Origin of the sequence: Pseudomonas sp. P108, assembly GCF_032613195.1 — a bacterium.
Classification (GTDB): Bacteria; Pseudomonadota; Gammaproteobacteria; order Pseudomonadales; family Pseudomonadaceae; genus Aquipseudomonas.
Genome location: NZ_CP126691.1, coordinates 1,660,488 through 1,683,567 on the forward strand (window position 1 = coordinate 1,660,488; position 23,080 = coordinate 1,683,567).

Below are 23,080 nucleotides of genomic sequence, written 5' to 3' on the forward strand. Positions count from 1 at the left end.
GTTTGTGCATGGTTGCTATCAGTCAATCGAGCAGCGATATGATGATGTTAGCTGCGCCAGCATCAGCGCATGTCAATCTCGCTGAATTTGAGGGTGAGAATTTCATCATTCAAATCATTGAATACAAGCTTGATTGCGGGCGTTTTGCTCAGCTTGCTGTTGCTTTGCTGAAAATTCAGAGTGACGCGCGTCGGGACGTTGCGGATAAGTTGGAATCTTAGCCAAGACCGATCTTCCACTTGGCCTACTCGAATCGATTCAAATTTCAGCGGCCCGCCTGATTCATCGAAAAGGCGTGTGCTTTCATCGAAACGGAAACTGCGATCCACATTCAGATTGGTCAGTTCGAATGTGCACGTAGGCAATCGACCGATATTTTCGCAGCCATCCAACTCAATACGTACGTTGTCCAAGACTTCCAACCGCTTGCCGAGCAGATTGCTCCCCTCGTTCTCGACGATTTTTGCCTGGAGTTTTGCAAATTCGAATGAGGGTTTGGCGTACTCCGTACCCAGGATAAAAAAGCCGAATGACATGCCTGCGATGATGAGGAATTGCAGGCTGCCTCTAAGAAAGGGCGTGAAATGTCGAATTTGCCATCCGATCGAAACTGCACCGAGAAACATAAATGTGCTGACCAGCAAGACCACGTTCTTCCAACTGATGAAACTAAAGCCAAATACGCTAGGGTCTGGCACTGCGTAAGTGATCAGTGCCCACATGGCGCCTAGCAGGACACCAAGTCCGGCCATGCCTCGCGTTATCAGGGAGGTCAGCTTCTGTGTCCGGGAAATGGGCGCGGATAAATCCTGAGAAGAGGTCAAAGTTACGAACTCCTTGTTTCGTAGCCTGATCATGTATCCATGAGGGTGAATGTCGGGCCGATGAGATGAAAATCCCTGGTGTGAGGGACTGGCGAATTGTGGCAGATTGCCATTATCCATCTGCGACGATCAGGGTAAAGCCGTATGTTGCTTGCGTACAGGTCTGAGGGGACGGGTTTCAGAGAATTTACGACTCTGGATGCTGCCTATATCAATAGGCAGCACGTTCATTTCTTAAATCTCCTTCACCGGCGTCTCCCCCTGCACAGCCTTGATCAACCCGATCACATGCAAACAATCCGCTTTATTCACGTACGACTCGCCACTGGCGATGGTCTCGTGGTTACCCGCCCTCAGCCGCCAGCGCCATTGTCCTTTGCCGGTGCTCGGGGTGCCTCTGGATTGCCTGTAAATCTCGAAATACATTCAGTTCGCTCCATGCGATTGATTTTGTGCGACAGCCTGTGTGGCGCATGCTCGCAAGCCTAGCGCAGAAGGTTTTTTTGGCTATCGGACATTTGTTTCCAATCGTTCGCGGATGTTTCTGAAGGGCGCGGGCTAGAGCGTGTGGATAGGCCTCTGGATTGGCCAATATGACGCCGTCTGCTCCTTGCAACGTTGTCGACGCTGCTGCTTAATACGGGACGGCTCATGGCGTCGAATATCGTTCGGCGACCGACAAACACTATAAAAAGAGCACTCCTTTGACTGAGCACGGAACGCAACAGGCGGGGCAGGTGACGTTATCGCTGGTAGTCCCCGTATTTAACGAAGAGGACAGCCTCGACACCTTTCTGCGGCGCATCAATTACGTCTTTCAGATGCAGGCGTCAATCGATCTTGAACTGGTGTTCGTCAACGACGGCAGTACCGATGCCACGCTCGAACGCCTGCTCGAACATCAGCATCAGGATGCGCGTCTGCGTATCGTCGACCTGAGCCGCAACTTCGGCAAAGAGGCGGCGCTATCCGCCGGTCTGCAGATCGCGACCGGGCAGATCGTGGTGCCGATCGATGCTGACCTGCAGGATCCTCCGGAAGTCATTCTGCAAATGATCGAGCGCTGGCGTGAAGGCTTTGAAGTGGTGCTCGGTCACCGCATCAGCCGTCGCAGCGACACCTGGGCCAAGCAGACCTCGGCTCACTGGTTCTACCGCCTGCACAACAAAATTGCCGAACAGCCTTTACCCGAAAACGTCGGCGATTTTCGCCTGATGGATCGCTGCGTGGTCGATGCCTTGCTGACGCTGCCCGAATCCCGGCGCTTCATGAAAGGCCTGTTCGCCTGGGTCGGCTTTCGTACTACCCACATCGATTACGAGCGCCCGGAGCGCGCAGCGGGGCAGAGCAAGTTCAATGGCTGGCGGCTGTGGAATTTCGCGCTGGAGGGCATCACCAGTTTCAGTACCGAGCCGCTGCGAGTCTGGACATACGTAGGCGCTCTGGTGTCGCTGGTGTCTTTTGCCTTCGCCATTTTCATTGTCGTGCGCACCTTGATTCATGGTGTCGACTTGCCCGGTTATGCCTCGCTGATGGTGGCCGTGACCTTTCTCGGCGGACTGCAATTGATCGGCATCGGGGTGCTCGGCGAGTACCTGGGTCGCACCTATATCGAATCCAAACGCCGGCCGGTTTTTCTGGTGCGTCGCGTCTACGACCCCAAGGACTGACACATGGATCTCAAGGAAACCGACATCCTCGGCGACAGCATCGGCGAGCATTGGTATTACTGCTCGAAAGCCGCAGCCACCAGGCGAATGCTGGGCGATGCCCGCATCAGTCGAATACTCGATGTCGGCGCTGGCTCGGGATTTTTCTCCCATCATTTGCTGACGCATACCGATGCCCGCGAAGCGTGGTGCGTGGATATCAGTTATCCCGCCGACTCCAGCGCGACCACCGCCGGCAAACCGGTGCATTACCGTCGCGCAATTGAAACCATCGATGCCGATCTGGTGCTGTTGATGGACGTGCTGGAGCATGTCGATGACGACCTCGGCTTGCTCAAGATGTATGTCGATAAAGTGCCATCGGGCAGTCGCTTCCTGATGACGGTGCCGGCATTCCAGTTTCTGTGGAGCGGCCACGATGACTTTCTTGAACACAAACGGCGCTACACCCTGGCGCAGTTCGAGACACTGGCGCGCGATGCCGGTTTGACGGTGCAGCGCGGTGCCTATTATTTCGGTGCGGTGTTCCCGATTGCGGCGGCGTTGCGATTGTTGCCGCAAAGCGCCCAAACCCAGCCGGCGCGTTCGCAACTCAAACGCCATCATCCGTTGGTGAACGGCGTGCTCAAGACCTTGTGCAGCCTTGAATTGCCGTTGATGGGCATGAACCGTCTCGCCGGTTTGAGTGTTTTTGTGTTGGCGCAAAAGCCGTGACTTCAGGCGAAAAATCAGCGCTGATTCAGCGCGGTTTGCGCTTCGCCGTGACCGGTCTGTTCGTCACCGCGCTGCATGCGTTGGTGGCGGTGCTGTTCATCAACTTCATCGCCGCGCAACCGCCGCTTGCCAATGGTGTGGCGTTTGCGGTGGCAACGGTGGTGTCCTACGTAATCAACACCACCTGGAGTTTTTCTGCCCGTCTGCACGGGCGAACGCTGCGGCGCTTTCTGCTGGTTTCCACGGGTGGTTTTTTCCTCGCGATGTTCGTTGCCTGGGCGGCGCAGATTGCCGGGTTGCCTTACTTGCTGGGCATCGTCGCGGTAGCGCTGACGATTCCGGCATTCACCTTTGTCTTGCACAATTTCTGGACGTATCGATGAAGGATTCAGCAAAGCATCCGGCGTTGGGCGTTTTGCCCTTGTTGCTCGGCGTGTTGGCGTTCTTCTGCGTGATCGGGCCACAAGCGCTGGATCCGCAAAATATTGCCTGGCTGGAGCAGGGCGACCCGGCGACGCATTATCTGGGGTGGGCGTATTTCCGGCATTCCCCGTGGACCTTTCCGCTCGGGCTCAACCCGTTCTATGGTCTGGAATTGGGCAGCTCGATCATTTTTTCCGACTCCAATCCGCTGCTGGCGCTGCTGTTCAAACCGTTCAATGCCTGGTTGCCGGCGACCTTCCAGTACTTCGGTCTGTGGCTGTTGGCGTGTTTCGTTCTGCAAGCCTGGTTTGCCTGGAAGCTGCTGGGGCTGATAACAACGAATCCGCTGGTACGGCTGTTGGGAACAGGATTACTGGTGTTTTCGCCGCCAATGTTTCTGCGCATGGGCGGCCACCTTTCACTGGCCGGGCATTTTCTGATTCTTGCCGCGTTGTACCTGGCGTTGTTGCCGAAGCTGCATCGACGGCGCCTGGCCTGGGGCACGTTGTTGGCTGTGACGGCGATGGTGCATGCGTACCTGCTCGCAATGGTTGCGTTGATCTGGGTCGCTGATCTGCTCGGCAAGACCTTCAGCCAACAATTGACTCGGCGTCAGAGCCTGCTAGAAGGCATGTTGCTGTTCGCCGTGGTGAGCCTGTGTTGCTGGCAGACGGGTTACTTCGCCATTGCCGATGGCGTAAAGTCCGGCGGTTTCGGTTTATACCGGATGAATCTGCTGTCGCCATTCGATCCGGCAGGCTGGTCGTTGATTTTGCCGAATCTGCCAAAGGCCAGTGGCGATTACGAGGGCTTCAACTACCTGGGGTTGGGGGTGTTGTTGCTGGTGCCTGTAGCGATTATCGCCTGGCTGAGAAACCGCCAGCCGTTGCAGATCCAGTTGCGTGCGCGGCCATGGTTGCTGGCGGCGTTGATCGCGCTGTGGGTGTTCGCGTTATCGAATCAGATCGGCTTCGGTGCACAGACGTTCAGCTATCCATTGCCGAAAATTGCGATCGGCCTGGCCAATGTTTTTCGCGCCTCGGGCCGGATGTTCTGGCCGGTGTTGTATGTGCTTACCCTGCTGGTGATTTTTCTGTTGGTACGCGGTTTCCGTCCGCGTACGGTCATTGCTCTGCTGGCGTTGGCGCTGGCGATTCAGATCGTCGACACACGTAATGGCTGGATGGGGCTGCGGCAAAGCAAAATGCTCGCACCGTCCGCCGAATGGGCAACGCCGATGCGTGATCCGTTCTGGGCAAATGCAGCGGCGCATTACCCGAAAATCCGCAGCCTGATGCCGCAGAATCAGTCTGAACGCTGGCAGGATATCGCCACTTTTGCCGCCACTCATGGCATGAAAACCGACGCTGTTTATATGGGGCGGATGAGTTCGAAAGCGCTGGAGCAGGCTCGGCAAAAAACACAGCGCATGCTTGAGTCGGGGCAATACGACACTGACTCGCTGTACATCCTTGACGATTCCGTATTGGTCGACGCCGCGAAAAACGTCGACAGTGAAACCGATCTGCTGACCAGAGTGGATGGCCTGGTGGTGCTGGCGCCGGGCTGGAAGCGCTGTTCGCAATGCTTGAGCATGCCGGATGAAGGCCGGCGAATGTCATGGCTGGCGCTGTCGCGCCCCGGTCAGGTCATGACGTTCAACCACACCACCCGGCAGCTCACCAGCGGCTGGTCGACTCCGGAAAGCTGGGGGACATGGTCGGCGGGGCAGCGGGCGCAGATTGACTTGCGGCTGACACCCGAGGCGCGCTCGATCGTCCTCGATGCCTTGGCTTTCGTTTACCCGCAACACCCGGCGCAGCGAGTGATCGTCAGTTTGAACGGTGAGCAGGTGCTGACCACGCGGCTGACGCAACTTCAGGATAATCATCTGGAAATCCCGATCCCTGCGACGATCCGCCAGCAGTTGGCGGACAACGATCGCCTGACGATCGAGCTGCAATTACCCGACGCCATCAGCCCGGAACAAATGGGATTGAACGACGATTCACGGGTCATGGGCCTGGGCTTGAAGCACTTGACGGTGAACTGACGCACTGTGGCGATGGACGCCGGGGCCTGCGCCTTTCTACACTGCCGGTATTCCGGGGGGCAGGGGGCAATGGATGAACCGCAATGAACTACGCAAAGCCGACATCAATCTGATGGTGGTGTTCGAGACCTTGATGCTCGAACGCAACGTGACCCGGGCCGCCGAGAAACTGTTTCTCGGCCAGCCGACCATCAGTTCGGCGCTTAACCGCTTGCGCACGATGCTTAACGATCCGCTGTTCATCCGCGTCGGTCATCGCATGGAGCCGACCGCCCGCGCCGAAGATATTTTTCGCCATCTCAAGCCGGCGCTGGATTCACTGTCGGTCGCGCTGAGCCTGACCCGCGATTTTGATCCGGCCGTCAGCACCATGACTTTCCGCATCGGCCTGTCCGATGACGTCGAATTCGGCCTGCTGCCGCCACTGTTGCGTGCGCTGCGTCAGGAAGCGCCGAACGTGGTGTTTGTCGTGCAACACGTTGATTACTGGCGCATTCCCGATCTGCTGGCGGCGGGCGACATCACGGTCGGCATCAGTCAGACCCGTGGTCTGCCGGCCAATGCCAAGCGCAAATTGCTGCGGCATATCCAGCCGAGCATTCTGCGCGCCGACGCCAGCGATACACCGCTGACGCTGGATGAATATTGCGCCCGCCCGCATGTACTGGTTTCGCACACGGCCAACGTCAGTGGTTTTGCCGATGAGTGGCTGGCGGAGCTGGGGCGCACGCGCCAAGTGGTACTGTCGGTGCCGCAATACAGTGCTTTACCAGCGCTGCTGGCCGGTACTGATCTGATCGCCAGTCTGCCGGATTACACCGCAGCGGCCATGGCCACCTCCGGGTTACTGTTCAAGGAACCGTTTCCATTCAAAACACCGACGCTGGATCTGTCGATGGTCTGGCTCAGCCATGTGGACAGCGACCCGGCCGAGCGTTGGCTGCGCTCAAGGCTGGAGCAATTCATGAGCGAACGACCACTGACTCCATCCTGAGCCATAACACCGTGTAGGAGCTGCGGCACGCTGCGATCTTTTGATCTTCAAATCTCAAGATCAAAAGATCGCAGCCTCGTTTCACTCGACAGCTCCTACAGGGATTGGTGATGAGCTGCATGTGCTATATGTACGACCTTTCTGCCAACCCACCGGGGACCTGCAATGCCACACCTGCACATGGAATACACCGCCAACCTGCCGCAGCTGAACGCCGACGTCGCATTGATCCGGCTCAACAACACCCTGGTGGGGTCCGGTCAGTTCGCGGCGGAGTTCGATATCAAAAGTCGTGCGATTAAAGTCGAGACGTTCAAGGTCGGCACCGCCATGGCCGAGCGCGCCTTCGTCTATGTGAAGCTGGCGCTGCTCAGCGGGCGTTCGCCGCAGATCAAGAAGCAGTTGTCAGAAAGCCTGTTGGCGGTCTTGCAGGACCTGTGCGAATGGCCGGCCGGCGTCGAAGTGCAGCTGTGTGTCGAGCTGGTCGATATGGATCGCGAGTCCTACAGCAAAACCGCGATTGGCGCGTAGGATTCAGGCCGCTTCGAGCTCGTTGCACACATTGACCACCTGCTCGCGCAACCACAGATTGGCGCTGTCCTGATCAACGCTCTGGCACCACTGCATGTCGAGGGTAAAACCGGGCAAGCCGTTCGGCGCTTCACAGTGATTGAACACCGCTTCATTGGTCAGCAAACGCTGAATACGGCGGGGCAGGGTGAGGATGAAATCTGTCCCGGTGATCATTTTCAGCGCGGCGCTGTAGCTGTTCGAGCGCGCGACGATCTGGCGCTTCTGCGCCTGCCGCGCCAGCCAGCCGTCGACCATGTTGGTGGTTGACGTCCACGGTGTCGGGAACACGTGCCGGCGTTCGGTGAAGGCTTGCAGGCTCAGGCGCGGTTCCAGTGGCGTGGCGCGCTTGTCGAAGACGCAGACCAGATCATCCTCCAGCAGCATCCGTGATTTCAGGTCGGTGTGATGACGGTGGAAGTTGGGGCCGAAACTGATCACCAGATCGAGGCTGCCATCGCGCAACTCATCCGCCGGCACATCGGTTTCAAACTTGTGCATGTTGACCATCACCGGCAGATCGTCGAAGTCGAAACGCTTCAACAGGCGCGGCAGAATCAACTGTTCGAAGTATTCCGGGGCGCAGATGTTGAACGTGACGGCCTGTTGGGTCGGGTCGAACGTGGGGGCGCCGGCGTGGCACAGGTTGATGCTTTCGAGGATCTTCTGCACATGGCCGTACATGCTGCTGGCCTTGTAGGTCGGACGCATGCCGGTACGGGTGTTGATGAACAGTTCGTCTTCGAAACTGGTGCGCAGTTTTTTCAGACAGTAACTGACGGTGGACTGGCTGACGAACAGGGTTTCCGACACATCGGTGACGCTGCTTTGCTCATAAACGGCGAGAAATACCATGAGGTCCTGCATGTCGAGCTTGCGTAGCAAGTTACTGTTCAGCATCCGTTCTGTCTCGCTGTGCTCCTTGCGCTGAATCCGCGCAAACGTGTGCGAATGATCCTAACGGAACGATGGTGCCAGGACAAAGCCCTGTAGGACGTTTCACGGTCAGTTGTGGGACAGAAAGTTTTAGTAACACGACGTCGCCGATCAAAGCGCGGAAAGATGGCCAGAGGCCTTTAGCTTTATCCCCGAAAGTGCCGCAGGTAATGCCGAGGATCGAAACGCCACACCATCAGCATCATCAAACCCATCACTGCCATCAGCGACCACCAGGCCCATTCGAAGCTGCCGAGTCGATCGCGGATCATTCCGGCCAACAGCGGCGAGAGGCCGGCGATCAAGTAACCAATGCCCTGCACGAAAGCAGCCAGCGCTCCGGCACGTTGCGGGTTGTCGAGGTGATCGAGCGAGACGATCAGGCTCATCGGAAACAAACCGCCAATGCCCAGCCCCAACAGGCAGGGCCACAGCAGGCTGAGATGTTGCGGGCTGAGGATCAAGCCGCAAAACCCGGCGATGATCAGCGTCAGCAGCGCCATCAGAACCGCGCGCCGATCACGGTGGCGATTGGCGATAGCGGGAACCACCAGGCCGGAAATCACCTCCAGGGCTGTCAGAAAACCTAACAGCAGCCCGGCGTTTTGTTCGCTCCAGCCTTTTTCCACGTAGTAAGGGGCGAGCCAGGCGAGCACACAGGTGTAGGACGCCGTACCCAAACCAAAGAAGATCGCCAGTAACCAGGCGCGGGAATTGGCGAAGAACGAATCCTTTCTGGCTGTCGCCATCTCCGTGGAGGGTTGCTGGCGGCGCTGGAACCACCAGAACACAAACGCGAGCAAAGCCAGAATCGCCCAGAAGGCCAGACCACTGCGCCAGCTCCCGGTTTGCACCATCACCAGCGGCGCGAGCGACGCGGCAAGTGCAGCGCCGCCCATGATCGAGGTGACGTACAAACCCATGCACAGAGCGACGTTGTCGGCGAAGCGCGATTTGATCAGCGCCGGCATCAACGCCTGAATCAGTGCTATGCCGATGCCGGCCAGCACGGCGCTTGCAATCAGTTGGGCGGCAGAGTCGATAAACAGTCGTGACAATGTCGCCAGGCCGATGATCAGCAAGGACAGCAATACCGTCCGTTGCTCACCCAGCCGTTGACTGATGCCAATGCCGAAAAACATCGCCAGCCCCATGGCCATCACCGGCAGCATGGTCAGCAGTGAAGCGACAGTGAAACTCAGCGGGATGTCACCGCGAATGGCCGACAGTAACGGACCGACTGCCGCCATCGACGGACGCAGATTGAGGGCTACGAGAATGATGGCGAGCATCAACCAGGCGGCGGGGCGAGCGGTGGCGCGAACGTTTTCCATCATCAGACCTTTGGGCGGGGCGGATGATTAGGCGCAGAGCTGTCTAGTCCGGGCAAACCAGAAAATCCTGAGCAGTATTTAAAAACTCGATACCCCGCCACTTTTGGTGGGAGCGAGCCTGCTCGCGAAAGCGGATTGTCTGTCACCGCAAATGTTGAATGTTCCGGCCTCTTCGCGAGCAGACTCGCTCCCACAATGGACTGCCGTGTTGTTTTTACTGAATAAAAGCTGAACCATTCTCAAATACTTCGCAAGTTTCATCACATCACCAAAAGCCAACTATTCGTTGGCGTCTTTTTCACAAAAAATTGATGGTTGCCTGCTTAAAGTTTGTCATGCCTTAGTTAATGAAATTTTCACAATTGAATTTTCTCTCCTTGACCAAGGATCTTCTTTTCAGGATCGCCCCTTTCTATGTTGAAGTTAAAAGCCGTGCGCCCGGAATGGGTGACGTTGATTGCCAGTGCCTTTCTTTTAATTGGCTGCAATGTTGTCCTCTGGCAGCACCTCTTCGAGATCACTGCCGCTGATGGCAAGGGCATCGCCATGCGCGTGGCGTTCGGGGTGATGATCCTCGCGGCATTCAACATCGTGCTGACGGTTCTGGCATTCCGCCCGTTGCTCAAACCACTGTTGATGCTGATATTCCTGATCAGCGCCGGGGTGGCTTACTTCATGAGTCAATATGGCGTTATGATCGATGCCGGCATGTTTCGCAACTTTGCCGAAACCAATGCAACGGAAGTGCGTGATCTACTCTCATTGAAGTTGTTTGCATATATTCTGTTGCTCGGTGTCTTGCCCTCCTGGATATTGTGGAAGTTACCGATTAATTATCGTCGCTGGCACCGTGAGTTGTTCAGTAAAGTTATTGTCAGTGTCGCCTCGGTAGCAGTAATTGGCGGCGTGGCCCTGGCCAACTATCAGGGCTTGTCTTCACTGTTTCGCAACCATCACGAAATTCGCCTGATGTTGGTGCCGAGTAATTACATCGGTGCGTCGGCCGGCTACCTGCGTGAGCAAGTGGTTTCGGCACAGCAACCGTTCGTCAAGATCGGTGAAGACGCTGAGCGCAATCCGGATGTGAAGCTTCAGCCGCGTAAATCCCTGACCGTGTTAGTGGTGGGCGAAAGCGCCCGGGCGGAGAACTTCGGCATACTCGGTTATGACCGCGACACCACACCGACACTCGACAAGGAAGCCGGGTTGATCGCCTTTACCAATGTGCACTCCTGCGGCACAGAAACCGCCGTTTCTGTGCCGTGCATGTTCTCCAACATGGGTCGCAAGGATTACGACGCGAGCAAGGCGAAAAATGAAGAAGGTCTGCTCGACGTGCTCAAACGTGCGGGTATCGACGTGATCTGGCGCGACAACCAGTCAGGCTGCAAAGGCACCTGTGATCGGGTCACCTTGCAGGATGTCAGCAACCTGAAAGATCCGGCGCTGTGCGCCAACAGCGAGTGCCGTGACGAAATCCTCCTGCAAGGTTTGCAAAGCTTTATCGATCATCTGGACAAAGACACGGTGCTGGTCCTGCACCAGATGGGCAGTCACGGTCCGGAATACTTCAAGCGTTATCCGAAGGAATACGAGCACTTCACACCTGTTTGTGAAAGTAACGCGCTGAACAATTGCAGCCGCGAAAGTATCGTCAACGGTTACGACAACACGCTGGTGTACACCGACCATGTGCTATCGAGCCTGATCGATGTATTGCGCAGCAATCAGGACAAAGTCGACACCGCGATGCTGTATCTGTCGGACCACGGCGAGTCACTGGGCGAATACAACCTGTTCCTGCATGGCACGCCTTACATGTTGGCGCCAGAGCAACAAAAGCATGTCGCCATGCTCGCGTGGTTCTCCGACAACTATCAGAAGGCCTATTCGGTCGACACCCATTGCCTGCAGATGAGCCGCGACAAACCGCTGAGTCAGGACAACCTGTTCCACTCGATGCTTGGCCTGCTCGAGGTCAAGAGCAAGGTCTATCAGCCGGATCTGGACATGTTCGCCGGTTGCCGTGGCGCGGTGATCGACGGCGTGTTGGCCAAGGACTGAGCCGATTCGGGCCGGTCATCCTGACCTGACGGGCCTGTCTGTTTTCTCTGTCAGACTATTCTTGCTCTTTGGCAGGACATTTCGTTACAGCTCTTGCCCTTCACAGGCGCGTAAATCGCCGGTGGCGATATATACTGCGCGCCATTCTTCAAGGGAGAGCCGTGTGGCCATCGATATTCACTGGATTCGCGACAACGAAAGCCTCGCGCAGTTTTGCGCCGAGTGGCAGCAGCTGCCGTTCGTTGCCCTCGACACCGAATTCATGCGGGTCGACACCTTCTACCCGATTGCCGGCCTGCTGCAGGTGGGCGACGGCAAACGCGCCTACCTGATCGATCCGCTGACCATCAACGCCTGGCAACCGCTGGCCGCTCTGCTGGAAAACCCGGCAGTGCTCAAAGTCCTGCATGCCTGCAGCGAAGACCTCGAAGTGCTGTTGCGCCTGACCGGCAGCCTGCCGGCGCCAATGTTCGACACGCAACTGGCCGCGGCTTACCTGAACCTCGGTTTCTCGATGGGCTATTCGCGGCTGGTGCAGGAAGTGCTCGGCATCGAACTGCCGAAGGGCGAGACTCGCTCCGACTGGTTGCAGCGTCCGTTGTCCGACACGCAAATCAGCTACGCCGCCGAAGATGCGGTGCATCTGGCCGAGGTTTTCGTACAGCTGCGGCCGAAACTGTCCGACGACAAATTCGCATGGGTGCTGGAGGACGGCGCCGAACTGGTTGCCAACCTGCGCCGCGAAACCGATCCGTACGAGGTCTACCGCGAGGCCAAGCTGGCGTGGAAACTTTCGCGCGCACAACTGGCGGTACTGCGTGAGCTGTGCGCCTGGCGTGAAAAAGAAGCCCGTGCCCGCGATCTGCCGCGCAACCGCATCGTCCGCGAGCATTCGCTATGGCCGCTGGCCCGCACGCAGCCGGATAACCTCGCGGCGCTGGGCAAGATCGAAGACATGCACCCGCGTACCGTGCGTCAGGACGGCCAGTTTCTGCTTGATCTGATCAAGCGCTCTGGCAGTGTGGGGCCTGATCAATGGCCGCCCGCCGTTGCGGAGCCATTGCCGATCGAAGCGGCTGCGTTGATCAAACAACTGCGCGCATTGGGCCAGGCTGAGGCCGAGCGTCTGGGCATTGCCCCGGAACTGATGCTGCGCAAGAAAACCCTCGAAGCCCTGGTCAAAAGTGGCTACCCCGAGGGTCCTTACCAATTGCCTGAGTCGCTGCGTGGCTGGCGCCGCGAACTCATGGGTCAGAAGCTGCTCGACAGCCTGGCCACCGCCGGAGAACAGCCTTGAAACGTATTTGTTCCATCTACCAAAGCTCCAAGCGCAGCGGCATGTACCTTTATGTGCTCAAGAGCGATGCGCTTGAGCGTGTGCCGGAAGCGCTGATGCTGGCGTTCGGCAAGCCGAAGCATTCCTTCGATCTGGTGCTGTCGCCCGAGCGCAAACTGGCCAGCGAGGACATCGTCGTGGTCCTGGAAAACCTCGACAAGCAGGGCTATCACCTGCAAATGCCGCCAGCCGAGGACGAGTACATCGAGCATCTGCCCGAAGAGTTGCTGCGACGCAACGATCCGGTCTGATCTGCGAGGCTCTGTTCTGAGTCTCGGTTTACCCAGGAACTGTTTTTACCGCGATGGTCGCCCGAATCCGGCGGCCGTCTGCACGGTTTGCGAAAGGTTTGAAGATGCGCGTTCTGATTGCTGAACACGACCACGCGATTTACGCCCGGCTGCTGCGTCAGGCAGCGCCGGAGCTTGAAGTACTGACCAGTGGCGACTCCGCCGAGCTGGCCCGTCAGGCCGCCGATTGCCCGGTGTGGCTGGGCCAGCCGGATCTGCTGGCGACCCTGTTGCGTCAGGGCCATCAACCGCAATGGCTGCAATCGACCTGGGCCGGCATCACGCCGCTGCTTGCCGATGGCTTGCGTCGCGATTATCGCTTGACCCGCGCGGTGGGTATTTTTGGTCAGGTGATGGCTGAATACGTGCTGACTTACATTCTTGGCCATGAGCGCGAAGTGTTGGCGCGACTGGTCAGCCAGGTCGAGCGCAAGTGGGACAACCGCAGCGGCCAGAGTCTGGTCGGGCGCAAGGTGCTGATCGTCGGCACTGGCGACATCGGCCAGAGCGTGGCGCAATTCCTGCTGCCATTCGGCATCGAGTTGTACGGCATCGCCAGCAGCGCCCGTGAGCAGGCGCCGTTTGTCGAAGTCGGTTCGATGGCCGATCTGCCGCGTCTGGTGGGCGAGGTGGATTACGTGGTCAACCTGCTGCCGAACACCGAGCACACCCACGATATCTACGACGCGGCGCTGTTCAAGCAATTCAAGCCGACCGGGTTGTTTATCAATGCCGGGCGCGGGGTCGCGGTAGTCGATGCGGACTTGGTGGAAGCATTGAAGGAAGGGCATCTGGCGGGGGCGGTGATCGACGTTTGCCGTCAGGAGCCATTGCCGCAACGGCATCCGTTCTGGACTGCCTGGGGTTTGCTGCTGACCGGGCACAGCTCGGCACCGACGTCACCGGCGTTGATGGTGCAGCTGTTTGTCGAGAACCTGAAGGCGTATCAGGCGAGCGAAGCGTTGCGCGGGGAAGTGGATTTCAACCGCGGATATTGATCTCCTTGCTTCAGATCGTTCCCACGCTCCGCGTGGGAATGCAGCCGGGGACGCTCTGCGTCCCATTGGAACGCGGAGCGTCCCTTGAGTCATTCCCACGCGGAGCGTGGGAACGATCATTTGCGTGTGGCTTAGAGGGTGAAGTCGCCTTCCGCCGCCAGTTCGTTCAGCGGACGACGCGGGCTCGGCTCTTCACGGGCTTGCAGGTATTCAGCCAGCGTTGCCTTGTCACCGAGTTTGCCGACCGCCACGGCCGCGTGCAGCGCGTAACCTTCAGGAATATTCAACTCCTTGCGCGTCAGTTCCTGATCGAAACCGGCCATGCCGTGGGTGTGCCAGCCGCTGATGCTTGCTTGCAGCGCCAGATGGCCCCACGCCGAACCGGTGTCGAACGTGTGCCACAACGCCGGGGTTTCTTCCGTCGCACCCGGTGCAGTAAACGTGGTTTTCGAAATCACGATCACCAGCGCCGACGCATGCTGCGCCCAGCTACGGTTGAACTCATTCAACAGGCCCAGATAACGCTCCCAGTTCGGCGTATCGCGACGCGCATACAGGAAACGCCACGGCTGCGAGTTGTACGCCGAAGGCGCCCAGCGCGCGGCTTCGAAGAAGCTCAGCAGGGTTTCTTCCGGGATCGCTTCACCGGTGAAGGCGCGCGGCGACCAGCGGTCGGTGAATTGCGGGTGAATGGCGTAATCGGCAACGCGAGGGTTGGCACTCATCGAGAGATTCCTGGCTACGTTTGAGTAAGAGATTCGATTGCAAACCCGGCGGGATCAGGTGCGCTGAACAATGGGGTTTGGCGAGCCATGACAGTTCACCGGAATGCAACGCGGTCGAGCGTTAATGGCTTCCGGACAAGGCTCGTGACGACAGGCAAAGCTACGCGCCGCCACAAAAACTGACAAGTCCCGCACAACCGGCAGTCGCCAGCGCTTGGCCCGCCGGGCCTTGGGCACTAGACTGGCGGCCTTTTCACCACCTGATGTTGATGCTTGAGCCATGGCCGCCAAAGTCGAACCGTTCTGGATACGCAAAACCCTCGACCAACTGGATCACGAGGAATGGGAATCGCTGTGCGACGGCTGTGGTCTGTGCTGCCTGCAAAAACTCGAGGATGAAGAGGACAACAGCGTTTATTACACGCGCATCGCCTGCAAACTGCTGGATCTGAAAACCTGCCAGTGCAGCGATTACCCGAACCGCCTCAAGTTTGTCCCGGATTGCATCCAGCTCACCCCGGGCCAGGCCGAAGAATTCAAATGGCTGCCGCCGACCTGCGGGTATCGACTGGTCAGCGAAGGCAAGGATCTGCCGTTGTGGCACCACCTGGTCTGCGGCGATCGCGACGCGGTGCACCACGAGCGGATTTCCCAGTCCGGGCGCATGCTCGCCGAAGGCAGCGTGCCGGAGGATGACTGGGAAGATCACCTGATTTTCCGCGCAGGTTAAACACCTGCTGTTCCAAGCTTTACCAAGGAGTGCGTATGGCTGTCGGATTGCCGCAGGCGTTGATGGTTGCGCTGCTGGCGTTGAGCGCGCCGGTCTGGGCGGCGAAGAAAGTCGATCTGGATTATCACGTGCGCCTGTTGCCGCAGAGTGATCAGGCCGAAGTGCGTCTGACCCTGGCCAAAGGCGAGGCGGTGCGCAGCCTGGATTTCGACCTTGGCGATGGCAGCCATTACTCTGATTTCAAGGCCGACGGCCAATGGCTGCTGACCCCGGGCAAAAACGCACGTGGCATCTGGCGCCCGACCAGTGACAAGTCCAGCCTGACCTACCGCGTGCGCATCAGCCACGGCCGCAAGAACGGCAGCTTCGACACGCGCATGACCCCGAACTGGGCACTGATGCGTGGCGACGAACTGGTGCCGCCGGCGAAACTTGATCAGCAGGACGGCACCGAACTGGTCGCGCGTCTGCAATTCGAACTACCAGGAGGCTGGAAAAGCGTCGAAACCGCTTGGCCGCGCGTCGGCAAAAACAAATTCCGCATCGATAACCCGTCACGCCTGTTTGACCGCCCGACGGGCTGGATGCTCGCCGGACACCTCGGCAGCCGCCGCACACGGCTGGGCGAAACCGAAGTCACCGTAGCCTCGCCGCAAGGGCAGGGCATGCGCCGTATGGACGTGCTGACCTTGCTGACGTTCGTCTGGCCGCAGGTACAGGCGGTTTATCCTCGCCATCCGGCCAAACTGTTGATCGTCGGCGCCAACGACCCGATGTGGCGCGGCAGCCTCGGTGCGCATGAATCCATTTACGTGAACACGCGCTTGCCGCTGGTCAGCGAAAGCGGTAGCAGTGCGCTGGTGCGTGAGCTGGCGCAGGTGTTCGGGCGGATCAACGACGAGCAGCGCAGCGACTGGATCAGCGAAGGTTTTGCCGAGTATTACGCCATTGAACTGGTGCGCCGTGCCGGTGGCATGAGTGATGAGCGGTATCAAACGCTACAGACGAAACTGGCCAGGGACAGCCAGAAGGTCACGACCTTGCGCGGCGAGCAGATCAGCCCGGCGCAGGTGGCGAAAGCGGTGGTGGTGCTGCAGGAGCTGGATCGCGAGATTCGCTTGAAGACGCGCAACAAGCGTTCGCTGGATGACGTGTTGCGTGGGGCGATGCATCTGGGGACGGTGAGTACCAAGGAGTTTGTGCAACTGGCTGAGAGCGTTCTCGGTGAGTCCTCCAAAGTCCTTGATACCGCGTTGCTTCAGTAATACCGCTTTCGCGAGCAGGCTCGCTCCCACAGGGGAATGCATTTCAAACTGTGGGAGCGAGCCTGCTCGCGAAGGGGCCATTAGCCCCACCGCAACTCTTGGATCAGACCCCGGCTTTCGGCGATTTCACCGAATCATTGCCGGTCACCGTGGCGGTGCTGGTCGCCGCCTCGGCATTGGCCTTGAGCTTGCTTAGCTCTTCCCCGGCCCTTTCGATCTTCGCCCGCACGTTATTCATGTCCTGACGACTCTTCTCGAACAGGCTTTTCACCGAACTGTGCCCGGTAATCCCGCGCGCCATGGCCACGCCGCCAATCGCCACCTGAATCAACCCGAACACGCCGCCACGGCGCAGGCCTTTACCGACCATGATCACGCCGCCGGCGAGTGAGCCGATGCGCTCCCAGCCTTCGACGTTCTGCTCGGAATGGCTCTGGAACGGGGTGGATTCGATGCGTTCGACACGTTTGAGCTCGGTCATGATCTTTCTCCAGGCAATGAGTAATCGATAAACAAGCTGACTGCCGGAGCGGTCAGCTCGTTCCATCGAATGTGCGGCGCTTCAGCGGAATTTTGGCCCGGAGCGGGTGTTCAAGCCCTTGGCCATGCGGTCGTAGAGCACGACGTTGACTGTCGCGGCGAGGTTCATGCAGCCGGTGGTCGGGATGTACACGACGTCTTCGCACCAATCGCGAATCTCTTTATCCAGCGAACCGTCTTCGGGGCCAAAGATGTACAGGGCGCGATCCGGGTGAGTGTATTCCGGCAGCGGGCGGGCGCCCTCGACCAGTTCCACGGCGACCGGCACGCAGTTGAGCGGAAGGATCTTTTTCAGATCGTCGATGCCGATCAGCGGGATGTCGTAGTGCACGCGCTTGGTGTCGGTGACGAAGTCGGCGGCGCGTTCATAACGCTTGCCGGTGTAGAACACCGACGCCACGCCATAGCAGCCTGCGGCGCGCATCACCGAACCGACGTTCTCCGGTGATTTGGGGTTATACAAACCAATGCAGCTGTACCGTTTGTCTGCCACGAGCGAGGTGCCTTCGGGAAAAAGAGCGCGATTATACGGGGATTGGGGGAGGGCGGGCAGATTCGAGATTTGTGGTGTCTGGCCGGCCGCCTTCGCGAGCAGGCTCGCTCCCACATTGATTTTGTGTACACCACCGATCAAATGTGGGAGCGAGCCTGCTCGCGAAGGGGCCAGTTCAGGCGCTGAAGATCATCAGTCTTCTTTTTTCATCAACCCGGCCAGTGCGGCAAACGGGTTATGAGTCGCCTTGGCAATCTTCGGCGTGCTCAGCGAGCCTTCGCTGAAATACTGCTGATCGGTATAGCGCGAGTGTTCGTTGTCGTGGCAATACAGGCACAACAATTCCCAGTTCGAGCCGTCCTGCGGGTTGTTGTCGTGGTTGTGGTCGCGGTGGTGCACGGTCAGTTCGCTCAGGCGCTTGCCGGAAAACTCACGGGTGCAGCGGCCACAGACGTGCGGGTACATCTTCAGGGCTTTGTCGCGGTAGCCCATTTCCTTGTCGCGCTGGTTATCGGCAAGGATGCGATCCAGCTTCGACGTGTTGGTTGGGGTGGACGAACTCATGGGTTCACCTTTGTAAAAGACTAATGACGGTTATGAGCAGAGTTTAGCTCAGCCCTTGAGCTTCTCGGCAATCCAGATTGTGTGCCGCGTGCCCTTGTTGCCGTGGGCGAAGACCTGGACTTCTTCGGCCTTGAAGCCGGCCTTCTTCAATTTGTCGGAAAACAGCCGGTCGGCGCTGGCCGACCAAACCGCCAGCACACCCTTCGGGCGCAGGGCTTTGGCGCAGGCATTCAGACCAGCGGCGGAGTACAGCCAGCTGTTGGCCTTCTGGGTCAGGCCTTCGGGGCCGTTATCGACATCGAGCATGATCGCGTCGAAACCGTTCGGCTCACTTTGCAGGACCTTGGCCACATCTTCCTGACGGATCACCGTGCGCGGATCGAGCAGCGGCCGGCCGGACTTCTCGCCGAGCGGGCCACGGTTCCACTCGACCACGCCGGGCACGAGTTCAGCGACTACCACTTCGGCAGTCTTGCCCAGATGCTTGAGCGCCGAGGCGAGAGTAAAGCCCATGCCCAGACCGCCGATCAGCACCCGTGAATCCGGCCGGCCAGCGACCTTGCGGCAAGGAATTTCGGCCAGTGCATCTTCGGAACCGTGCATGCGCGTGTTCATCAGTTGCCCGCCGTCGCCGCCCTGGATCTTGATGACGAAATCCTCGCCATATTCGAACAGGCACAGGGCACCGCCGCTTTCAGGGATCGGGGTGGTGTCGAGCAGAACGAAACGTTTCATGGAAATCTCTACAGGGGGGAAGGCAAGCAGGCCCGTTGGGAGTAGCCTGAGCGCAGACTAGAGGCCAAACGGAGCCCTTGATGAAGCGCACCATTCTAACGGTCATTGCCCTGGCCGCGCTCTCGATTACTGCAGTGCAGGCGCAGCAGACCATTCCGGTCAGCCCGGCGCCGCAACCCGGTTCGCCCGGCACCGCGACGCCGACGCCGTACCCGCAGATCACGCCGATCAACATTCCCAAGTCGGGTGCCGGCAGTGGCAGCCCGCCGCTGGTGCCGATCGAAATGCCCAGCCCGCCGAGCAAGGATCAACCGGTGCCGGGCATTGAACCGACCGGCACCAAGGCAAAATCCCCCGGCGGTTAAACCTGTTGCGCCGCCAGTTGGCCGTCGGCCATGCGCAGTCGTTTCGACAGGGAGACGGCGAGGGCGCGGATGATCTTCGCGGCGATCTTCGGCGCGTCGTTGAGCATTTTTTCCAGCGAATCCTTGCCGAGGTTCAATAGCTGGCAGTTAGTCGCGGCGACGCAGGTGGCCGAGCGGCGTTCACCGTCGAGCACGGCCATCTCGCCGAACGCGCGGCCGCTGCGCAAGGTGGCCATGGTGATGACCTGACCGTCGGGCCCGGTTTTCTGCACGGAGACCTGGCCAGTGTGGAGGATGCACATGAAGCTGCCGGCATCGCCCTCACGGAAAATCGCCTCGCCCTCAGCCACGGTGCTGATGCTGAAGTAGCCGGAAGCGGCTGCAAAGTCGGCCAGCTGCAATTGATCAAACAGGCCGCAGTCCATCAGCCAGTCGCGGATTTCGTTGTTCAGGAAGGTCGGTTCTGACATGTCGTCACGGTCTTTTTGTTTTCACTGTTTCAGGCTTCACACGATCCCTTGTAGGAGTGAGCCTGCTCGCGATAGCGGTCGGTCATTCAAATCATCTTTAACTGACATACCGCTATCGCGAGCAGGCTCACTCCTACAGGGGATCTTGGGGGTATCGGCCTCTTGGGTCTGCAATTAAGACCCAAGTGACCGACGGAGTTCCTCAGGCGAGACCCAAAACCTTGAAAACAAATGCGTATTCGAGTGCTACGTCACGTAATCCCTGATAACGCCCGCTCATCCCGCCATGCCCGGCACCCAGTTCAGTCTTGAGCAACAGCACGTTGTCGTCGGTCTTGGTAGCGCGCAATTTCGCCACCCACTTGGCCGCTTCCCAATACTGCACGCGGCTGTCGTTGTAGCCGGCAATCACCAGCGTCGCTGGATAATCCTGCGCGCTGACATTTTCGTACGGCGCGTAAGCCTTGATCCGCTCGTAAACCTGCGGCTCTTCGGGATTGCCCCATTCATCGTATTCGGTGACGGTCAGTGGCAGATCCGGATCGAGCATGGTGTTGAGCACGTCGACGAACGGCACTTCGGCAATCGCCACGCCGAACAGATCCGGGCGCTGGTTCAACACCGCACCAATCAGCAGACCACCGGCGCTGCCACCGCTGATCGCCAGTTTTTCTGCCGTGGTAATGCCGTTGAGGATCAGGAATTCGGCGCAGGCGATAAAATCGCTGAAGGTGTTGTGCTTGTGTTCCTGCTTGCCGGCGCGATACCAGGCCTCGCCCAATTCACCGCCGCCACGCACGTGAGCAATGGCGAAGGCCATGCCACGATCCAAAAGGCTCAGGCGGGCGTGGGAGAACCACGGATCAAGGCTCGAACCGTATGCGCCGTAACCGTAGAGATACAGCGGCACTGCTTTGCCAACCATTTCGCGCTTCATCACCAGACTGATCGGCACTTGCGTGCCGTCCGGCGCCGTCGCCCACAGGCGCTGGCTGACGTAAGCGTCGGCGTCGAACGGACCGAGTACCGGAGTTTCTTTCAACACCGCCTGTTCGCCGCTGGCGAGGATCAGTTGGCGAACCTGTGCCGGACGGTTCAACGCCTCGTAGCGCAGACGAATGCGGTCGCTCTCGAACTCCAGGCTGTTTTGCACATAGAGGCTGTAGGCCGCGTCCGGCAATTGCACGCGATAAGGCGTCAGACCGTGTGGGTGAACTTCGATGATCGGCAGGCCACCCTCGCGCAGACTCAGGGTCATGGCCTCGGTGTTGAGGCTGACGCCATCGAGCATCACTGTGTCGCTGTGGGGGATCAGGTTTTGCCAGTCGGCCTCGGTCGGCGCGGTGCCGGTGTCCGGGGCCTGATACAGGGCGTAGTTGATGCCGTCACGATTGCTGCGGATAAACCACGTCCACACCCCATCGAGCAGGCCGTGATCGACATCGTATTCATGATCCTCGACCCGTGGCGCCAGGCAGGTGAAGGGCAGGTGCGGCTGATTGGCGTCGAGCGCCCAGACTTCGCTGGTGGTCTTGCTGCCCAGCGACAGCAGCAATTGCTGCTCGGAGCTGGAACGGTAGCAATGCAGGAAAAAACGCCCGTCCGGCTCGTGGAACACCTCTTCGGCAGCCGTACCGTCGAGGCGATAATGGAACAGTTTGTGTGGACGATGGGTGTCGTCGAGCACGCCGAAAAACAGGGTCAGGCTGTCATTGGCCCAGGTCATGCTGCCGTCGCAGTCTTCGAACTCCAGTTCGCTGACCTTGTCGTTGGACAGTTCCTTGACGAACAGCGTGTAAATCTCATCGCCCGAGGCGTCGACGCTGTAGGCCAGACGTTGATGGTCCGGGCTGATGCTGAACGCACCCAGCGAGAAGAACCCGCCGTTGGCCAGTACATTCGGGTCGAGCAGCAGTTGTTCGCGGCTTTCGTCGAGGGTCAGGCTGTCGTCTGCCGGCCGTGGGCAGCGGTAATGCCGGGCGTACTCGTCGCCCGCCGTGGTGCGCGTGTAATACAGGTACGGGCCCCACGGCGAAGGCAGGGACAGGTCGGTTTCGAGGATTCGGCCCTTGATCTCTTCGAACAGGGTTTCACGCAATTCGGCCTGATCGGCGGTTTGCGCTTCCTGCCAGGCGTTTTCGGCCTTGAGGTAATCGAGCACCGCGTCGGTGTCGCGCTCCTGCAGCCAGGCATACGGGTCGGCACCGGGCGCCTTGTGAGCAATCGGGGCACTGATGACGTTGGCGGATTGGGGCATGGAAGGCTCTCGGACAAATTACGGAATAGGGTTTTCGCAGCTTTTGAAACCGTCGCAGGCCCCTGTGGGAGCGAGCCTGCTCGCGAAAGCGGTGGGTCAGACAACAATGTTTCAACTGACAGTCCGTATTCGCGAGCAGGCTCACTCCTACAGGTCGCATGTCTATTGGGACAAGCCGCACGGGCGAAAAGTCGTTACTATAAGCGCCTCTTTGCCTGCCTTGCCATGGACACCATGACCGAGAACGACTATCTGATCGCCTGGGGCCTCTACGCCTTTGCCGCTGTGGGCTGCCTGTTGGTATGGATGCGCCTGACTACCTGGATGTGGCGCTGGTTGCGCGAGCCGCTGCGTGTATTGATGGCCGTGTTGCTGTTCAGCCCGACCATCATTGACCCGGTCAAGGAAAAGGTCGCGCCGGCCATCGCCATCACCGCCCTGGATCTGGCTTTCAAGGTCGGTAACAACGCCTGGCGCGCGGTCTCCGATCTGTTCATGTACGGCATGATCGCGTTCGGCATTTACCTGATTTTCGTGTTGATCCGCTTCCCGCTCGAACGTGCTTCGAAGGCGCGCCGGGAACAGGCCGAAGCCGCCAAGGCCGCCGCACGCGCCGATGACCGCGACGACGATCAACCGTTTGGCGGCGCCGGTGATGACCGTTACGGTCGTCCGCCAGTACCGAACAATCCGCAGCGCATGCGGGTCGAGCCGCGCCTGTAACCCGAGA

At 58.9% G+C, this 23,080-nt stretch carries 25 protein-coding genes; 14 read left to right on the forward strand and 11 right to left on the reverse strand.

Annotated features, from left to right (window positions below):
• Window positions 1–62: 62 nt before the first annotated feature.
• Window positions 63–824, reverse strand: a complete 762-nt coding sequence (locus QOM10_RS07325; protein WP_160038672.1) for a hypothetical protein — start codon at window positions 822–824, stop codon at window positions 63–65.
• Window positions 825–1,058: 234 nt separating this feature from the next.
• Entirely contained in the window at window positions 1,059–1,250 is a 192-nt protein-coding gene (locus QOM10_RS07330) for a YegP family protein (RefSeq protein WP_016984684.1), read from the reverse strand.
• Between the two features lie 278 nt (window positions 1,251–1,528).
• On the opposite strand from QOM10_RS07330, the gene QOM10_RS07335 reads away from it, so the two are divergent.
• The 6 genes from QOM10_RS07335 to QOM10_RS07360 all read left to right on the forward strand — a co-directional run bounded on the left by QOM10_RS07335 (window position 1,529) and on the right by QOM10_RS07360 (window position 7,209).
• Window positions 1,529–2,494: a glycosyltransferase family 2 protein gene (locus QOM10_RS07335; RefSeq protein WP_316917806.1), complete on the forward strand. Its 966-nt coding sequence runs from the start codon at window positions 1,529–1,531 to the stop codon at window positions 2,492–2,494.
• Window positions 2,495–2,497: 3 nt separating this feature from the next.
• Entirely contained in the window at window positions 2,498–3,208 is a 711-nt protein-coding gene (locus tag QOM10_RS07340) for a class I SAM-dependent methyltransferase (protein ID WP_127926202.1), read from the forward strand.
• Entirely contained in the window at window positions 3,205–3,591 is a 387-nt protein-coding gene (locus QOM10_RS07345) for a GtrA family protein (protein ID WP_127926203.1), read from the forward strand. The genes QOM10_RS07340 and QOM10_RS07345 overlap by 4 nt, the downstream gene beginning before the upstream one ends.
• Window positions 3,588–5,684, forward strand: a complete 2,097-nt coding sequence (locus tag QOM10_RS07350) for a DUF6311 domain-containing protein (RefSeq protein ID WP_160038676.1) — start codon at window positions 3,588–3,590, stop codon at window positions 5,682–5,684. Before QOM10_RS07345 ends, QOM10_RS07350 begins: the two co-directional genes overlap by 4 nt.
• A gap of 73 nt (window positions 5,685–5,757) precedes the next feature.
• Entirely contained in the window at window positions 5,758–6,678 is a 921-nt protein-coding gene (locus QOM10_RS07355; RefSeq protein ID WP_007911372.1) for a LysR substrate-binding domain-containing protein, read from the forward strand.
• 165 nt (window positions 6,679–6,843) lie between these two features.
• A complete protein-coding gene (locus tag QOM10_RS07360; protein WP_127926205.1) occupies window positions 6,844–7,209 on the forward strand; it encodes a 5-carboxymethyl-2-hydroxymuconate Delta-isomerase in 366 nt (121 codons plus the stop codon).
• A gap of 3 nt (window positions 7,210–7,212) precedes the next feature.
• Here QOM10_RS07360 and QOM10_RS07365 read toward each other — a convergent pair whose 3' ends face one another.
• Together QOM10_RS07365 and QOM10_RS07370 are read right to left on the reverse strand one after the other, a co-directional pair.
• Complete coding sequence (locus tag QOM10_RS07365; protein WP_127926206.1) at window positions 7,213–8,148, reverse strand: LysR family transcriptional regulator; 936 nt, start codon at window positions 8,146–8,148, stop codon at window positions 7,213–7,215.
• Between the two features lie 182 nt (window positions 8,149–8,330).
• Window positions 8,331–9,518, reverse strand: a complete 1,188-nt coding sequence (locus QOM10_RS07370; RefSeq protein WP_160038678.1) for a cyanate transporter — start codon at window positions 9,516–9,518, stop codon at window positions 8,331–8,333.
• Window positions 9,519–9,932: 414 nt separating this feature from the next.
• Between QOM10_RS07370 and QOM10_RS07375 the strand changes: the two genes are divergently transcribed.
• The 4 genes from QOM10_RS07375 to QOM10_RS07390 all read left to right on the forward strand — a co-directional run bounded on the left by QOM10_RS07375 (window position 9,933) and on the right by QOM10_RS07390 (window position 14,206).
• On the forward strand, window positions 9,933–11,582 hold the full coding sequence (locus tag QOM10_RS07375; RefSeq protein WP_316917807.1) for a phosphoethanolamine--lipid A transferase: 1,650 nt from the start codon (window positions 9,933–9,935) through the stop codon (window positions 11,580–11,582).
• 163 nt (window positions 11,583–11,745) lie between these two features.
• Window positions 11,746–12,879 carry a ribonuclease D gene (gene rnd / locus QOM10_RS07380; RefSeq protein WP_077571546.1) on the forward strand — a complete coding sequence of 378 codons (1,134 nt, stop codon included), beginning with the start codon at window positions 11,746–11,748 and terminating at the stop codon, window positions 12,877–12,879.
• Entirely contained in the window at window positions 12,876–13,169 is a 294-nt protein-coding gene (locus QOM10_RS07385; RefSeq protein ID WP_007911350.1) for a YcgL domain-containing protein, read from the forward strand. The genes rnd and QOM10_RS07385 overlap by 4 nt, the downstream gene beginning before the upstream one ends.
• A gap of 104 nt (window positions 13,170–13,273) precedes the next feature.
• Complete coding sequence (locus QOM10_RS07390; RefSeq protein WP_127926209.1) at window positions 13,274–14,206, forward strand: D-2-hydroxyacid dehydrogenase; 933 nt, start codon at window positions 13,274–13,276, stop codon at window positions 14,204–14,206.
• Between the two features lie 131 nt (window positions 14,207–14,337).
• Here QOM10_RS07390 and QOM10_RS07395 read toward each other — a convergent pair whose 3' ends face one another.
• Complete coding sequence (locus QOM10_RS07395) at window positions 14,338–14,931, reverse strand: nitroreductase family protein (protein ID WP_116028869.1); 594 nt, start codon at window positions 14,929–14,931, stop codon at window positions 14,338–14,340.
• Window positions 14,932–15,211: 280 nt separating this feature from the next.
• Between QOM10_RS07395 and QOM10_RS07400 the strand changes: the two genes are divergently transcribed.
• Complete coding sequence (locus tag QOM10_RS07400) at window positions 15,212–15,661, forward strand: YcgN family cysteine cluster protein (protein ID WP_122608869.1); 450 nt, start codon at window positions 15,212–15,214, stop codon at window positions 15,659–15,661.
• 35 nt (window positions 15,662–15,696) lie between these two features.
• Entirely contained in the window at window positions 15,697–16,926 is a 1,230-nt protein-coding gene (locus QOM10_RS07405) for a hypothetical protein (RefSeq protein ID WP_316917808.1), read from the forward strand.
• A gap of 103 nt (window positions 16,927–17,029) precedes the next feature.
• Here the strand turns inward: QOM10_RS07405 and QOM10_RS07410 are convergent, their stop codons facing one another.
• From QOM10_RS07410 to QOM10_RS07425, 4 genes are all read right to left on the reverse strand, one after another.
• Window positions 17,030–17,407 (reverse strand): DUF2892 domain-containing protein, encoded by a 378-nt coding sequence (locus QOM10_RS07410; protein ID WP_127926211.1) that lies wholly within the window; start codon window positions 17,405–17,407, stop codon window positions 17,030–17,032.
• Between the two features lie 81 nt (window positions 17,408–17,488).
• Window positions 17,489–17,959 carry an RNA methyltransferase gene (locus QOM10_RS07415; protein WP_007911337.1) on the reverse strand — a complete coding sequence of 157 codons (471 nt, stop codon included), beginning with the start codon at window positions 17,957–17,959 and terminating at the stop codon, window positions 17,489–17,491.
• Window positions 17,960–18,151: 192 nt separating this feature from the next.
• A complete protein-coding gene (locus QOM10_RS07420; RefSeq protein ID WP_007911336.1) occupies window positions 18,152–18,523 on the reverse strand; it encodes a YajD family HNH nuclease in 372 nt (123 codons plus the stop codon).
• Window positions 18,524–18,571: 48 nt separating this feature from the next.
• On the reverse strand, window positions 18,572–19,258 hold the full coding sequence (locus QOM10_RS07425; protein WP_007911335.1) for a spermidine synthase: 687 nt from the start codon (window positions 19,256–19,258) through the stop codon (window positions 18,572–18,574).
• Window positions 19,259–19,338: 80 nt separating this feature from the next.
• On the opposite strand from QOM10_RS07425, the gene QOM10_RS07430 reads away from it, so the two are divergent.
• Window positions 19,339–19,623 carry a hypothetical protein gene (locus QOM10_RS07430; protein WP_316917809.1) on the forward strand — a complete coding sequence of 95 codons (285 nt, stop codon included), beginning with the start codon at window positions 19,339–19,341 and terminating at the stop codon, window positions 19,621–19,623.
• Here QOM10_RS07430 and QOM10_RS07435 read toward each other — a convergent pair.
• Window positions 19,620–20,093: a cyclic nucleotide-binding domain-containing protein gene (locus tag QOM10_RS07435; RefSeq protein WP_316917810.1), complete on the reverse strand. Its 474-nt coding sequence runs from the start codon at window positions 20,091–20,093 to the stop codon at window positions 19,620–19,622. The genes QOM10_RS07430 and QOM10_RS07435 overlap by 4 nt on opposite strands.
• Before the next feature lie 202 nt (window positions 20,094–20,295).
• The gene (locus QOM10_RS07440) at window positions 20,296–22,350 is read right to left on the reverse strand and encodes a S9 family peptidase (protein ID WP_316917811.1); all 2,055 of its coding nucleotides are present in this window, start codon (window positions 22,348–22,350) and stop codon (window positions 20,296–20,298) included.
• A gap of 225 nt (window positions 22,351–22,575) precedes the next feature.
• On the opposite strand from QOM10_RS07440, the gene QOM10_RS07445 reads away from it, so the two are divergent.
• Window positions 22,576–23,073: a hypothetical protein gene (locus QOM10_RS07445; protein WP_038358408.1), complete on the forward strand. Its 498-nt coding sequence runs from the start codon at window positions 22,576–22,578 to the stop codon at window positions 23,071–23,073.
• Window positions 23,074–23,080 lie beyond the last annotated feature (7 nt).